This window comes from Halomonas sp. 3H (genome assembly GCF_024206005.1).
In the GTDB taxonomy this organism is placed as follows: domain Bacteria; phylum Pseudomonadota; class Gammaproteobacteria; order Pseudomonadales; family Halomonadaceae; genus Halomonas; species Halomonas campaniensis.
The window spans coordinates 715,838-729,865 of the sequence record NZ_CP100360.1 but is presented as its reverse complement, the minus strand read 5'-3'; the positions used below and the strand labels follow the sequence as shown (position 1 = coordinate 729,865).

General features: G+C 67.9%; 14 protein-coding genes and 3 tRNA genes. 4 read left to right on the top strand and 13 right to left on the bottom strand.

All coding sequences use genetic code 11. The features are described 5' to 3' along the window. The 9 genes from NFC98_RS03520 to rnr all read right to left on the bottom strand — a co-directional run bounded on the left by NFC98_RS03520 (nucleotide 1) and on the right by rnr (nucleotide 9,307). Nucleotides 1-303 (bottom strand): DUF6482 family protein, encoded by a 303-nt coding sequence (locus NFC98_RS03520; RefSeq protein WP_254276770.1) that lies wholly within the window; start codon nucleotides 301-303, stop codon nucleotides 1-3. A 122-nt stretch (nucleotides 304-425) separates the two neighbouring features. After that, complete coding sequence (locus NFC98_RS03515; protein ID WP_183330316.1) at nucleotides 426-719, bottom strand: hypothetical protein; 294 nt, start codon at nucleotides 717-719, stop codon at nucleotides 426-428. Between the two features lie 92 nt (nucleotides 720-811). After that, on the bottom strand, nucleotides 812-3,694 hold the full coding sequence (gene dnaB, locus NFC98_RS03510; protein ID WP_302055106.1) for a replicative DNA helicase: 2,883 nt from the start codon (nucleotides 3,692-3,694) through the stop codon (nucleotides 812-814). A 204-nt stretch (nucleotides 3,695-3,898) separates the two neighbouring features. Continuing rightward, entirely contained in the window at nucleotides 3,899-4,345 is a 447-nt protein-coding gene (rplI, locus tag NFC98_RS03505; protein ID WP_183330318.1) for a 50S ribosomal protein L9, read from the bottom strand. A 15-nt stretch (nucleotides 4,346-4,360) separates the two neighbouring features. Then, nucleotides 4,361-5,209: a hypothetical protein gene (locus tag NFC98_RS03500; protein ID WP_254276769.1), complete on the bottom strand. Its 849-nt coding sequence runs from the start codon at nucleotides 5,207-5,209 to the stop codon at nucleotides 4,361-4,363. A gap of 12 nt (nucleotides 5,210-5,221) precedes the next feature. Continuing rightward, nucleotides 5,222-5,449, bottom strand: a complete 228-nt coding sequence (rpsR, locus tag NFC98_RS03495; protein ID WP_023004506.1) for a 30S ribosomal protein S18 — start codon at nucleotides 5,447-5,449, stop codon at nucleotides 5,222-5,224. 33 nt (nucleotides 5,450-5,482) lie between these two features. Beyond that, on the bottom strand, nucleotides 5,483-5,851 hold the full coding sequence (rpsF, locus tag NFC98_RS03490) for a 30S ribosomal protein S6 (RefSeq protein ID WP_183330320.1): 369 nt from the start codon (nucleotides 5,849-5,851) through the stop codon (nucleotides 5,483-5,485). Between the two features lie 170 nt (nucleotides 5,852-6,021). Next, nucleotides 6,022-6,825, bottom strand: coding sequence for a 23S rRNA (guanosine(2251)-2'-O)-methyltransferase RlmB (rlmB, locus tag NFC98_RS03485; RefSeq protein WP_254276768.1), 804 nt, complete (start codon nucleotides 6,823-6,825; stop codon nucleotides 6,022-6,024). A gap of 70 nt (nucleotides 6,826-6,895) precedes the next feature. Further along, complete coding sequence (rnr, locus tag NFC98_RS03480; RefSeq protein ID WP_254276767.1) at nucleotides 6,896-9,307, bottom strand: ribonuclease R; 2,412 nt, start codon at nucleotides 9,305-9,307, stop codon at nucleotides 6,896-6,898. Nucleotides 9,308-9,539: 232 nt separating this feature from the next. Between rnr and NFC98_RS03475 the strand changes: the two genes are divergently transcribed. The 3 genes from NFC98_RS03475 (at nucleotide 9,540) to NFC98_RS03465 (ending at nucleotide 9,917) form a co-directional block, all read left to right on the top strand. Continuing rightward, nucleotides 9,540-9,626: transfer RNA gene (locus tag NFC98_RS03475), tRNA-Leu, on the top strand. A gap of 73 nt (nucleotides 9,627-9,699) precedes the next feature. Beyond that, nucleotides 9,700-9,786, top strand: a tRNA-Leu gene (locus tag NFC98_RS03470). A gap of 44 nt (nucleotides 9,787-9,830) precedes the next feature. Next, a tRNA-Leu gene (locus NFC98_RS03465) sits at nucleotides 9,831-9,917 on the top strand. A gap of 101 nt (nucleotides 9,918-10,018) precedes the next feature. Here NFC98_RS03465 and NFC98_RS03460 read toward each other — a convergent pair. The 3 genes from NFC98_RS03460 to NFC98_RS03450 all read right to left on the bottom strand — a co-directional run bounded on the left by NFC98_RS03460 (nucleotide 10,019) and on the right by NFC98_RS03450 (nucleotide 11,841). Further along, nucleotides 10,019-10,861 (bottom strand): DNA/RNA non-specific endonuclease, encoded by an 843-nt coding sequence (locus NFC98_RS03460; protein ID WP_254276766.1) that lies wholly within the window; start codon nucleotides 10,859-10,861, stop codon nucleotides 10,019-10,021. Nucleotides 10,862-10,977: 116 nt separating this feature from the next. Next, nucleotides 10,978-11,253, bottom strand: coding sequence for an Lrp/AsnC family transcriptional regulator (locus NFC98_RS03455; RefSeq protein ID WP_110068493.1), 276 nt, complete (start codon nucleotides 11,251-11,253; stop codon nucleotides 10,978-10,980). A 114-nt stretch (nucleotides 11,254-11,367) separates the two neighbouring features. Further along, nucleotides 11,368-11,841, bottom strand: a complete 474-nt coding sequence (locus tag NFC98_RS03450) for a methylated-DNA--[protein]-cysteine S-methyltransferase (protein WP_254276765.1) — start codon at nucleotides 11,839-11,841, stop codon at nucleotides 11,368-11,370. Between the two features lie 195 nt (nucleotides 11,842-12,036). Between NFC98_RS03450 and NFC98_RS03445 the strand changes: the two genes are divergently transcribed. Next, a complete protein-coding gene (locus NFC98_RS03445; protein ID WP_254276764.1) occupies nucleotides 12,037-12,351 on the top strand; it encodes a high-potential iron-sulfur protein in 315 nt (104 codons plus the stop codon). A 107-nt stretch (nucleotides 12,352-12,458) separates the two neighbouring features. On the opposite strand, the gene NFC98_RS03440 is transcribed toward NFC98_RS03445, so the two are convergent. Further along, entirely contained in the window at nucleotides 12,459-14,015 is a 1,557-nt protein-coding gene (locus NFC98_RS03440) for a SpoVR family protein (RefSeq protein WP_254276763.1), read from the bottom strand. Nucleotides 14,016-14,028: the final 13 nt, after the last annotated feature.

The window sequence follows — 14,028 nt, the reverse complement described above, 5'->3', positions numbered from 1 at the left end:
TCAGAAGACCAGCGGCATGCGCGAGGTCAGCGGGTCCTGGTAGTGGGCGTCGCGGCCGATCACCTCGTCGTGGGGCACCTGCTGCACCAGATAGGCGCGATGGATGCCGGCGCGCTTGAGCTCCAGGTAGACGTCGTCCAGCGAGCGGAACAGCACCGGCTTGCCCTGCCGGCTCAGCATGTGACGCTGGCCCTCGATGTCCTCCAGTTCCACCTGGTAGAAGCGGCTACCCGCATGGCTGATCACGCGAATCTCGTAGTTGTCGTGGCGGGCCGCAAAGGCCTTGAGTTCCTTGAGTTCCATGGTTCCCTCCAATGGTCATGGATCGGATGCAGACCGGGCACAGCCTGGCCGTGCCCGATGACATCCGAATTAACATACCGTGTCGCTGGTGTGACCGCGAGCGCCGGGGAGGGTTCCGGAGGTCACTGGTAGGTCGAGGGGTCGATCGCCTTGCCCAGGGAGTTGCGGTCGACCCACTTGCCGGCCTTGGTCTCCTTGTAGCGGAACACCACCCGGTCGCCGACCTGCACCGGCAGTTCGGCGTCCTCGGTCTGGTAGCTGTAGGCCTCGCCGTCCACCACCAGCTGGTAGCGGTAGAGGTCGGGCATGCCCAACCACTCCTTGAAGGGTCCCTCCCGCTCCATCGACTGGAGTTCGCCGCGCGCCTCCAGTTTCGGGGTGCGCTGCCGATTGCCGCGCCGGAATCCGCCTGCCATGGTGCCTCCTTCCTGTGGGTCTAGCTGCTGAGTCGAGGGGTCGGGATTATACGGCCCTGCGCGCCGCGCTCAAGTCGAGACCGACTCCCGGCCTACTCGCCGAAGGTATCGCCGTAGCTGTCCGGGGCCAGGTCCTCGAAGCGGGTGTACCTGCCGATGAAAGCCATGTGCACCGTGCCGATGGGGCCGTTACGCTGCTTGCCGATGATCAGCTCGGCCAGCCCCTGGTTGTCCGGGTTGTCCGGGTTGTAGACCTCGTCGCGGTAGACGAAGGCGATCACGTCGGCATCCTGCTCGATGGCGCCGGATTCGCGCAGGTCCGACATCACCGGTCGCTTGTTGGGTCGCTGCTCCAGCGAGCGGTTGAGCTGGGAGAGCGCCACCACCGGGCAGCCGAACTCCTTGGCCATGCCCTTCAGCGAGCGCGAGATCTCGGAGATCTCGCCGGTGCGGTTCTCGGAGAAGCCGGGGATCTGCATCAGCTGCAGGTAGTCGATCATCACCAGCCCGATGTTGCCGTGCTCGCGCACCACCCGCCGGATGCGCGAGCGCATCTCGTTGGGCGAAAGCGCCGCGGTATCGTCGATGAACAGCTGCTTGTCCTTGAGCAGGTTGACCGCCGAGGTGAGCCGCGGCCAGTCCTCGTCCTCAAGCTGGCCGGTCCGGACCCGGGTCTGGTCGATGCGCCCCAGCGACGAGAGCATGCGCAGCATCAGCGATTCGGCGGGCATCTCCATGGAGAACACCATCACCGGCCTGTCGCTTGCGATCACCGCATGCTCCACCAGGTTCATGGCGAAGGTGGTGTTGTGGACGCAGACATCCTCGGCGACGAAGTTGTGGGTCCCCTCCACGGTCAGGTCATAGACCTGCTGACGCCCCAGGGGGGTGATCTCGACGATCTCGTCCCAGTAGAGATCCGAGTCGGCCAGGTTCGCCAGATACTCATCCTGCAGCACCTCGGCAAGCTCCGCCGCGCGCGTCCGCGACAGGCAGCGCTCGCTGCTGCCGCTGAGATGCAGGTTGCCACCCTCTGGCAGCCGGCGACCGGCTGCTTCGAACAGGTGACGCCAGGAGCGTTCTCCCTTGACCGCCTGCACATAGCGATTGACCGAACGCGGAAGGCTGTCGCGATTGCTGTGATGCCGCTTGCCAGCCAGACATGCCTGGACCTCGGCAAGCCGTGACTCCTTGCCGAAGATCCCGATCTCGGCGACAAAGGTCTCGATGCTGGCGCGGTCAAGAATCTCCAGCTCCCAGGGCAGGCAGTCAGGGCTGGCCTGGGCATGTGACTTCTCACGCACCTTGGCAAGGATGCCGAAGCGCAGCAGCAGGTGCTGCACCTCGCGGATCAGTTCCCGGCTGGAGGAGGCGTAGCTGATCCTGGCCTGGCCGTTGGCCTGCACGAAGGCGCTGCCGTCACAGGCGAAGAGCCGGTTGAGGAAGAGTGCCAGCAGCGGTTTCTCGAGGCTGAAGACCCCGGCGGGAATCCGCTTCCCGGTAGCCTTCACGCCCCATACCCCGTGGGCCTCCAGGAAACGCCGCATCGGGTTGGTAGCATTTTTGGCCGCCTGAGCGTAATCGGTCACTTCGAGATCGGCCGGTGAAACCTCCAGTACGTGGCAGAGCTTCCCGAAGGTGGCTTCGACAGGCATGGTCCGCCCATGGCACCAGGCACTGACCGCCGCCTTGCTGACGTCGAGCGCTCCCGCCAGCGCCTCTCCGGTCATCCCGGCCCGAGCCAGCGCCTCTCGAAGCGCCTTGCCGAAGGCTTGGCGCGCCGTGGACAGGGTCTGGGGCTCACGGCTCACACGCAGCGCCGGCGTGCGCCCGGCGCTCTCCACCAGTCGACACGTCAGGCCGGGGAAGGCCGCCACCGCCTCGGCGAACTCCTCACGCAGGCGTGGGTCGGCATTGGTGAACAGCGCATTGGTCTGGGTCGCGCCGCCATCCGCGAGCATGTAGGCCAGCACCTTCACCTGGTGCTCCGGCAGGCGCTCTCGACCGAAGACCGGCAGGCGCCGCGGGACGGCTACGCGCTCCCCCACCTCGAGGTGCTCCAGGGGCTGCCAGCCGGCCTCGGTCAGGAAGGGGTGCGTCAGGGTCGTGCAGATCTCGCGCCCCAGCGCCGTGCGCACCCGGAAGACCGGCTTGTGCCCGTCATCCACGAAGGCGCTGGCGCACGCCGGCTCCAGGCGAAAGTCATCGCCCAGGGAGAACAGGTCGGCCTGTTGACGGGCCACCAGCTCATCGATGGTCACCAGCGCCCCGCTTCCCGGATCCACCAGCCGAGAGCCGGCCATGATGCACTTGCCCATGGAGGGCCGGCCCGCGATGATCACCAGGTCCGAGGGCTGCAGCCCGGAGGTCATCTCGTCCAGGTCGCGGAAGCCGGTGGAGAGGCCGGTCATCTCCCCCTGCATGTTGAACAGCTCGTCGATGCGATCCACCGCCTTGGCGAGCAGCTCGCTCATGCCGATGGGGCCGCCCGACTTGGGGCGCTCCTCGCTGATCTGGAACACCAGCCGCTCGGCCTCGTCGACCAGTTCGTCGGCGGGCCGCCCCTGGGGGCTGAAGGCGCCGTCGGCGATCTGGCTGGCGGCACGGATCAGCTTGCGCAGGGTGGCCCGCTCGCGAACGATGTCGGCGTAGGCGCGGATGTTGCTGGCGGACGGCGTGTTGCGGGCCAGCTCGGCCAGGTAGGCCAGGCCGCCCACGGTATCGAGCTGGTCACGTCCCTCCAGCGCCTCTGAGAGGGTCACCACGTCCAGCGGGCGCCCGCCCTCGGCGAGCCCCGCCATGACGTTGAAGATCAGGCGGTGCTCGTAGCGATAGAAGTCATCCGACACCAGGCGGTCGGCGACGTTGTCCCAGGCCTGGTTGTCGAGCATCAGCCCGCCCAGCACCGACTGCTCCGCCTCCAGCGAGTGGGGCGGCACCTTGAGGGCGGCGGTTTCCTGGTCGTGCTCGAGCATCTCGTTCATGGCGGTGCGGGGCCCCTGGGTGAAACTGGGGGAACATTCTACCCCAGGCCGGCGGCTCTCCCTATCCCGCCGAGGCGCGGGAAGGGACGGGTCCGTCCGGCAGGCAGATACCAAAAAGGGGCGCGAGGGAGATTCCCTCGCGCCCCTGATCCGACCGCCCCGGGAGGCCCGGGGCGTCTGGCGGGCAAGCTGGCCTTACTCGGCCACCACCACCACGCGCACGACGGCGTCGACGTCAGCGTGCAGGTGCAGCTGGATGTCGTACTCGCCGGTGGCGCGGATCGGGCCTTCCGGCATCCGCACTTCGCTCTTGGCGACGTCGATGCCGGCGGAGGCGATGGCCTCGGCCAGGTCGCGCGGGCCGATGGAGCCGAACAGCTTGCCCTCGTCACCGGCCTTGGCGACCAGCGAGAGCTCGATCTCGTTGAGCTGCGCGGCGCGGGCCTCGGCCTCGGCCTTGCGCTCGGCGGCCTGGGCCTCGAGCTCGGAGCGCTGGGCCTCGAAGGCCTCGATGTTGTCCTTGGTGGCCGGCACGGCCAGGCCGTAGGGCACCAGGTAGTTGCGGCCGTAGCCCGGCTTGACGGTGACCTGGTCACCGAGGCCGCCCAGCTTGCCAATGTTGTCGAGCAGAATGACTTCCATCTCGTAAACCTCTTGTCAGTCGCGGCTGGCCACGCGCCCGCGGAAGTCCGCGAAGACGTCGATGAAGGCCAGCAGCAGCACGATCAGAATCATGGGCCAGGTGGTGATCAGCAACACATAGAAGGCGACCAGCCACAGCCCGTTCATCCCTTTAACACCGATGAAACCATGAACCAGCGCGATGCCGGCGACGAGCAGCGGGATCCACAGCAGCATGCCGAGGGCGGGCAGCCCCAGCACCATGCCGACCACCCCGAGCACCGCCAGCACGGCGAGCTCCCGGGGCGCCAGGCGCAGCGCGTGGAACTCCTCGCGGAAGCCGCCGGGGTTGTAGAGCCCCGCCTGCCAGCTGCGCGCCAGTGCCAGGCATGCCACCGCGGCGATCAGCACCACGAGGCCGGTGATCCCGCCGATCAGCAGCCCCGCCAGCTGCTCGGTATCGAGCCCCTGGCTGGTCAGCTCGCCGAGCAGGCGGTCGACCTCGGGGGCCTGGCGCAGCTGCTTCAGCATGGGCCCCGCGCCGCCGGGCGGCAGGAAGACCCCGAACTGGATCATGCCGGCGCCGACCAGGGCACCGATGATCAGCGCCTCGCTCCAGCGCATGCGCGAACGCAGCACGACCGCCATCAGGGTGACCAGCAGCACGCTGGACAGCGGGATGACGTCGCCCTGGGTCCACCACCAGCCCGCCGGCAGCGCCGCGGCGACGATCACCGGCAGGGCCGGTGACAGGCCGCGACGCAGCGTGACCAGGGCGGCAATGGCCGCGCCCAGCCAGAACAGCCAGGGGACGAGCGTGGCAATGGCCGCCCCGCCTGCGGCGTGGGGCGTGCCTCGCATCATCCAGCGGGCAATCGGCAGCATCACGCCCGGTTCTTACTGGTGGCTGTCGGTGTAGGGCAGCAGCGCCAGGTAGCGGGCACGCTTGACAGCGGTGGCCAGCTGACGCTGGTAACGGGCCTTGGTCCCGGTGATACGGCTGGGTACGATCTTGCCGGTCTCGGTGATATAGGCCTTGAGCGTGTCCAGATCCTTGTAGTCGATCTGCTTCACGCCTTCAGCGGTGAAACGGCAGAACTTGCGGCGACGGAAAAAGCGTGCCATGTGAAGACTCCTTCAGACGTGCGATGGGTGAGATCAGGCGGTTTCGGCGCGGGGCTTCTCGTCGCGACGGGCGCGCTTCTCTTCCGCCGGCTTCATCATCGGCGACGCCTCGGTGATCGCTTCCTTGCAGCGCACCACCAGGCTGCGGATGATCGCGTCGTTGAAGCGGAAGATGTTCTCGATCTCGTCGAGGGTCTCGCCTTCGCACTCGACGTTCATCAGCACGTAGTGAGCCTTGTGGATCTTGTTGATCGGGTAGGCCAGGTGACGACGGCCCCAGTCCTCCAGGCGATGCACGGTGCCGCCGTTCTCGGTGACGAGGCTGGTGTAGCGCTCGACCATGGCCGGAACCTGCTCGCTCTGGTCCGGATGGACCATGAACACGATTTCGTAGTGACGCATGGGATCTCCTTGCGGTTTGGCAGCTTCCTCGACGAGGACCGCAGTCGCTCGGGGGAAGCAAGGAGTGATTGTCGAAATGACATTGGCCGAAATAGCCGGCGCCCGCTCGGCAGGCGAACGGGCGCAGGCATTCTAAAGAGTGGCAGACGACTTGGCAAGCGCCAAGGGCTTCAGCCGCGGCGCTGCCGGACCGCCTCGAAGAGGCAGATGCCGGTCGCCACCGAGACGTTGAGGCTCGACACGCAGCCGGCCATGGGCAGCTTGACCAGGCCGTCGCAGGCCTCGCGGGTCAGGCGGCGCATGCCCTTGCCCTCGGCGCCCATCACCAGCGCCGTGGGCCCGGTGAAATCGGCATCGAAGAGCAGCGTCTCGGCCTCGCCGGCGGTGCCGGTGATCCACACGCCGAGCGCCTTGAGCTTCGCCAGGGCACGGGCCAGGTTGGTGACCTGGTAGACCGGCACGCTCTCGGCGGCCCCGCAGGCCACCTTGCGCACCGTGGCATTGAGCGGCGCGGCCTTGTCCTTGGGCACGATCACCCCATGGACGCCGGCGGCGTCGGCGCTGCGCAGGCAGGCGCCGAAGTTGTGCACGTCGGTGATCCCGTCGAGCACCAGCAGCAGCGGCGGGGCCTCCAGGGGCCAGGCCTCCAGGCGAAACCACAGCGCGGCCTCGCTCTCGAAGGCCAGCGGGCTGGCGAAGGCCACGATGCCCTGGTGGGACGCGCCCTGGGCCAGGCGGTCGAGGTCGTCGCGGGGCCGGACCTGCACCCGGGCGCCGCCCCGCCTGGCCACCTCCACCAGCTCGGCGAGGCGGCTGCCGGCAGCGCCCTCCTGCACCCAGAGCTCCCGCGGCGTCTCGCCACGCTCGAGCAGGGCGCGCACCGCATGGACGCCGAACACGGCCTCGAGGCCGCCGGGGATGGCCGGCGTGGCGCCGGCGGCGCGGCGGGGTCGCTTCTGTTTCATGTCTTTCATCCACGCGTGAGAACGAGCGAGGCGCCGGCGGCAGGCCGCCGGCGCCCCTCGGGGTCGGGTCAGGGATCGCTCAGCGGCGCGAGCGACGCCGCCGGCCGCCGCGCTTCCTGCCGTCGCCCTCCTCCGCCTTGGCCGCCGGGGCGGCCTCGGCCTTGGGCGGCTTGCCCCCGGCCCGGGCACGCCCCTTGTCGGGGGCGTCGTCCACGGCACGGCGACGGCGCGGGGTGCGCTTGGGCCGCGGCTTGTCGTCGGCCAGGGCGAAGTCGATCTTGCGATCGTTGAGGTCGACGCGCGCCACCTGCACGGTGACGCCATCGCCCAGGCGGTAGCTCATGCCCGAGCGCTCGCCCTTGAGGCGGTGCTTCTCCGGCTCGTAGTGGTAGTAGTCGGAGGGCAGCGAGGTGACGTGCACCAGCCCCTCCACGTAGACCTCGTCGAGGCGCACGAAGATGCCGAACTGGGTGACCGAGGCGATGGTTCCCTCGAACACCTCGCCGAGCTTGTCGGACATGAACTCGCACTTGAGCCAGTCCTCCACGTCGCGGGTGGCGTCATCGGCGCGGCGCTCGGTCATCGAGCAGTGCTCACCGAGCTCGAGCATCTGCTCGAAGGTATAGGGGCACCACTTGCTGGGCGGCTCCACCTTGGCGTCGTCGGCGCGCAGCACGGTATTGGTCTGGCGCGGGCCGCGGATCACCGAGCGGATGGCGCGGTGCACCAGCAGGTCGGGATAGCGACGGATCGGCGAGGTGAAGTGGGCATAGGCCGGGTAGGCCAGCCCGAAGTGCCCCTCGTTCTGGGGCGAATAGACCGCCTGGCTCATGGAGCGCAGCATCACCGTCTGGATCACGTCGGCATCCGGCCGCCCGCGGATCGCCTCGGCCAGATCGCGGTAGTGCTGGGGGGTCGGCTCGTCGCCACCGCCTACTGAGAGGCCCAGCTCGGCGAGGAACAGCCGCAGCTTGTCGAGGCGCTCCGGCGACGGCCGCTCGTGGATGCGGTAGAGCGCCGGCAGGTCATGCTTGTCGAGGAACCGGGCGGTGGCCACGTTGGCCGCCAGCATGCACTCCTCGATGATCTTGTGGGCATCGTTGCGGCTGCGCGGGACGATCTTCTCGATCTTGCGCTCGTCGTTGAAGACGATGGCCGTCTCGGTGGTCTCGAAGTCGATGGCACCGCGGGCCTCGCGGGCCTCGCGCAGCACGCGGTAGAGGGCGTGCAGGTTCTTCAGCGACGGCACCAGCTCGCGATGCTCCTCGCGCAGGGCATCACCGGCCGGGTCCTCCTCGTCGAGGATCGCCGCCACCTTGTTGTAGGTGAGGCGCGCATGGGACTGGAACACCGCCTCGTAGAAGCGGTAGCGGCTGATGGTGCCGCTCTGGGAGATGTTCATCTCGCAGACCAGCGCCAGCCGGTCGACGGCCGGGTTCAGCGAGCAGAGGCCGTTGGAGAGCAGCTCCGGCAGCATCGGCACCACCTGCCCGGGGAAGTAGACCGAGTTGCCGCGGCGGATCGCCTCCTGGTCCAGGGCACTGCCCGGCCGCACATAGTGGGAGACGTCGGCGATGGCCACCAGCAGCTTCCAGCTGCCGGACTTGGTCTTCCAGGCGCAGACGGCGTCGTCGAAGTCCTTGGCGCTCTCGTCGTCGATGGTCACCAGCGGCACGTCGCGCAGGTCGATGCGGCGGTGCTTGTCGTCCTCGACCACCTCGGCGGACATGCCGGCGATCTGGTCGTGGACCTCGGGCGGGAACTCGGCGGGGATCTCGTAGCTGCGGATGGCGATGTCGATCTCCATCCCGGGATCCATGCGCTCGCCCAGCACCTCGACCACCTCGCCCACCGGCTGCACCCGGGTCTCCGGCTGCTGGACGATCTTCGCCGAGATCACCTGGCCGTCCTTCGCCCCGCCGCAGGCGCTGTGCGGGATGATCACCTCCTGGGTAATGCGCGGGTTCTCGGGAATCAGCACCCCGAACTCGGGGGTGTTCTCGCGGTAGACGCCGACGATGGTCTGGGTATTGTGGGAGAGCACCTCGGCGATGGTGGCCTCGTCGCGGCCGCGGCGGTCGCGACCGCTGACGCGCGCCAGCACGTAGTCGCCGTGGAACACCCGGCGCATCTGCCGCGGCGGCAGCACCAGGTCAGGCTTCTTGCCGTCCTCGCGGATCAGGAAGCCGAAGCCGTCGCGATGGCCGAGCACCTTGCCGCGGATCAGGTCGAGCTTGTCGATCAGCGCATAGGCCCCGGCGCGGTTGCGCAGCACCTGGCCATCGCGCTCCATGGCGGCCAGGCGGCGACGCACCGCCTCCTGGAGTTCCTCGTCGTCGAGGCCCAGCAGGCGGCTCATGTTCTCGTGGGTGATCGGCTTGCCGACCTCCTCGAGCCGGGCGAGCAGGTACTCGCGGCTAGGGGCGGGATTGTCGTACTTGTGGGCCTCGCGGCTGGCGTGCGGGTCGTCGCTGAGCGTCCAGTGGGTCATGCGTTGAGCATCCTTGGCAGGGTCGGGGACGGCAGGAGGGAGAGGGCGCACGAGCGCCGCGGGCATGGGATCTTGCTGATAAGGTCTATTGTCATGGCCGCAGTATAGCGCCGCGGGCGCCACCACCCAACCTCGGCATGCGCCGGCGGCGCCGGAAGCGGGCAAAAAAATCCGCGCGCCCATCCCTTCCCTCTTGCATTGGCGCCGAAAACGGGTACCATACGCCTCGCTTGCCCAGATGGCGGAATTGGTAGACGCGCTAGCTTCAGGTGCTAGTGTCCTTACGGACGTGGAGGTTCAAGTCCTCTTCTGGGCACCATCGACGTACCGCCATGGCGGCATGTCAGGGAGGCAACTCCCAGGCTCTTTGTCAGCTCGAATCGCTCGTGTTCGCCCAGGTGGCGGAATTGGTAGACGCGCTAGCTTCAGGTGCTAGTGTCCTTACGGACGTGGAGGTTCAAGTCCTCTCCTGGGCACCATCATCCGCAAGATGATGCCGGCGAACACGATGACAGCATGATGCGCCCAGGTGGCGGAATTGGTAGACGCGCTAGCTTCAGGTGCTAGTATCCTTACGGATGTGGAGGTTCAAGTCCTCTCCTGGGCACCATTTCCGCGTCATGCAGAGCAGACACAGCCAGCCCAAACATTCGAAAGCCGCGACGATGATCGCGGCTTTTTTGTGCCCGCGACTTGCCTCTCGCCCGCTTCTCAGAAGCGTGACGGCAGCCGGGCCACCTCCTCCAGCGCCCAGCCGCGGGTCACCACCTGCCCCTCCAGCACCTCCGCGCTGGCCGCCGGCAGGTTCGGGAAGAAGTCGAGCCCGGTGCGCGCCTCCACCTCGTCGATGCTCACCAGGTAGTCGTCCAGCGGCTCGTCGCCGCGCACCTCCTGGGGCATGAGGAAGGCTAGCGCCATGGGCGGCTCCGACGGCACCACGAGGATCTTGTAGAAGGCCTCGGGCACCTCCACGAACCCGACCCGGTTGAGGACGTTGTCGCGGAAAGGCGCCGGGAACACCGGCCCGGTGATCACCTGAAGCTCGCCGAAGCGTGGCACGAAGTGGTCCATCACCGCCGCCTCCAGCCGCTGCCACAGGCGACGATTGAGGTCGGGCCGCTGGGGCGTCATGTTGCTCATGAAGAAGGTGTCTTGCTGGGCCTGGTGCCCGTGCACCGCGGCGATGGCGTAGTTCGGCGCCAGGTGGCCACGGTCGTAGCCGCTGCCGGCATAGTGGTCGGTGCCGATCGGCCACAGGGTCCGCCAGTCACGCTGGAAGTTCGGTCGCGGTCCTGCGCGCGGATCCTCCACCGCCTCCAGCCGGTAACTGACCCACAGCGGATTGACCCGCACGTCGGACCAGCCGACCAGAAAGCCGTCGTTGCGCAACACCCGATGGAAGTGCAGGGGGGTGAGGGCCTGCCACTCGGGCACGCCCATCCACACCAGCTGGTCGCGCACCTGGCGCTCCTGGCCGTACCAGAGCCCCGAGGCCACCACCACAAACAGCAGCGAGACACCGAGGCCTCGCGCCTGGCGGCGCCAGCGGGACATGAGGGAAGGTCGTCGGCGTCTCGCCATCCTTGCGCGATCCTGTCCTGTGGAGAAGCGTCCATCAACGACGCGGCGCCTCCCGCAAGGGAGGCGCCGGCCGGCGGGAGGGGGGCGAGCTACCAGCCCAGCGAGAACATGGTCTCGAGGTCGTGACGGGAGTGCACCTGCATGGCATTGAGGGTCTCGGTGTCGCGGATCCCCTCCACGGCGTTGAGCCGCTCGGTGACCAGCTCCGCCAGGCTCTCGAAGTCGCGGGTACGGGCGATCGCCACCAGGTCATAGCGCCCGCAGGTGGAGTAGACCTCGCTGATCCCCTCCACGTCGGCCAGGCGCTCGGCCACCGCCTTGACCTGGCCCTTCTCGGCATTGATCAGGATCACGGCATTCTGCATCGGGCTCTCCCCTGCTCCAGAGTTTCACGTTACTCGATGGCGGCCGGCGGCCGGCGGCCGGCCACCGGCAGTGGCGCGAGTATAGCAGCGCCAGGCGCTCGGCAGAATCATGGCTCAGCCGGGCAGGCTGCCCTCCAGCTCGAGCAGTCGCCGCTTGAGCGCCAGCCCGCCGCTGTAGCCCCCCAGGCCATCGGCCGCCACCACCCGGTGGCAGGGAATCAGCAGCGGCAGCGGGTTGGCCCCGTTGGCCGTGCCGATGGCACGAGCGGCTCCCTCGCGCCCGATCCGGCGTGCCAGCTCGCCGTAGGTCCGCGTCTCGCCCCAGGGAATCCGCAGCAGGGCGGCCCAGACCTGACGCTGGAAGTCGCTGCCCCCGGGGGCCAGCGGCAGGCTGAAGCTGCGCCGCCGGCCGGCCAGGTAGGCCAGCAGCTGATCACGGGCCTCGGCAAGGGCATCGTCGTCCCGGCGCGCCGATTCCGGGTCGGCGAGGCCGTCCGCGACGAGACGAAGTTCACGCAGGCCCTCCCCATCGGCCAGCAGCAACAGTTCGCCGATCGGCGAGGCAAAACGGGTGAAGATCATCGGCATTCCCGGGCTCCGACATGCCGCGCGACAGATTGCCGCACGGCCAATGGCTGGATCGCATCGCTTGGGTCACTCTACTACCATAGAGCAGCGAACTCCCGGGGACAGCCCCTGTCGGAGCAAGAGGTGGCTGACCACCCGCCAGAAGCGAAAGAAGAACAGGAATCGTTCCTGAAACCGTGACGAAAAGGAGATCCCATGGCCAATCAGAGCCGTCGTGACTTCATGCGCACCAGCCTGCTGGGCCTCGCCGCCCTGCCGCTGGGTGCCGGCATCCTCTCCAAGACCGCCTTCGCCCAGGACCTGCCGCGCCTAGACCCGAGCGCCGACCAGGCCCAGGCCCTGAACTACGTCGAGGACGCTGCCGACGCCGCCGATCACCCGGCCTACGAGGAGGGCGAACGCTGCGACAACTGCATGTTCTGGCAGGCCGACAGCGAAGGTTGCCAGCTCTTCCCGCAGAACAGCGTCGAGCCGGGCGGCTGGTGCCAGTCCTGGACCGCCCAGGGCTGATACCCGACGCATCGCCCCGTCCTGCCCGACGGTGGCGATTCGTCAACCCGCGAGACCCGCGCCACGGCGCGGGTCTCGTGCGTTTCGGGCCGGCGTGCCGGCGAACGTCAGGCCTGCTCCTGGCGCGCCTCATCGGGCAGCGGCCAGTGGTAGCGACGCACCACCTCGTCGCCCTCCAGCGACTCCAGCCTGACCGGGAAGCCCCACAGCTGGTGCAGGTGGCGGATCACCGGGTAGACGCTGCGCGCCAGCGGGCGGCGACTGTCCTGCACATGGCGCAGGGTCAGCGAGCGATCGCCGCGGATGTCCGCCGAGTAGACCTGAATATTGGGCTCGCGCACCGAGAGGGCGTACTGGATCGCCAGCGCCTCGCGGATGCGCCGGTAGCCGCGCTCGTCATGGATCGCCGAAACCTCCAGCATCTCCTCCTGGTCGTCGTCCACCACCATGAACAGCTTGAGGTCGCGGATCACCTTGGGTGACAGGAACTGCTGGATGAAGGACTCGTCCTTGAAGTTCTTCATGGCGAACTCCAGGGTCTCCCGCCAGTCGCTGCCGGCGGTGTCCGGGAACCACTGGCGATCCTCCTCCGTGGGCGCCTCGCAGATGCGCTTGAGGTCGCTGAAGATGGCGAAGCCCAGGGCATAGGGGTTGATGCCGTTGTACCAGGGGCTGTCGAAGTCGGGCTGGTTGACCACCGCGGTGTGGGACTGCAGGAACTCCAGGATCAGCCCCTCGTCCACCAGGCCCTCCTCATAGAGGCGATTCATCAGGGTGTAGTGCCAGAAGGTGGCCCAGCCCTCGTTCATCACCTGGGTCTGGCGCTGGGGGTAGAAGTACTGGGCCAGCTTGCGCACGATGCGCACCACCTCGCGCTGCCAGGGCGCCAGCAGCGGGGCGTTCTTCTCGATGAAGTAGAGCAGGTTCTCCTGGGGCTCGGCCGGATAGCGCCCCCCCGCGTGAAGGCCCAGCGGGTCCTCCTCGTCATGGCCACCGGCCAGCACATCCGCGGGGGCGCTGCCGGGAATGGTCCGCCACAGGGTGTTGACCTGGGCCTGCAGGTAGGCCTCCCGCTCCTTCTGGCGCCGCGCCTCCTCGGCCGCGGAGATCGGCGAGGGGCGCTTGTAGCGGTCGACCCCGTAGTTCTGCAGGGCATGGCAGGCGTCCAGCAGCTGCTCCACGGCAGTGACCCCGTGGCGCTCCTCGCACTCGGCGATGTATTTCCGCGCAAACACCAGGTAGTCGATGATCGAGGAGGCATCGGTCCAGGTCCGGAACAGGTAGTTGCCCTTGAAGAAGGAGTTGTGGCCGTAGCAGGCGTGGGCCATGACCAGCACCTGCATCATCAGGGTGTTCTCCTCCATCAGGTAGGCGATGCAGGGGTCGGAGTTGATGACCAGTTCGTAGGCCAGCCCCATCTGGCCGCGACGATAGGCCTGCTCCACGGCCAGGAACTGCTTGCCGAAGGACCAGTGGTGGTAGCCCACCGGCATGCCCACGCTGGCATAGGCATCCATCATCTGCTCGGTGGTGATGACCTCGATCTGGTTGGGGTAGGTATCCAGCCGGTACTCGTCCGCCAGCCGGGCAATCTCCCGCTCGAACCGGTCGAGGATCTCGAAGTTCCAGTCGGACCCCGTGGCGATGGGCTTGCGTCGTGTCATGGTGCCTCCTGGG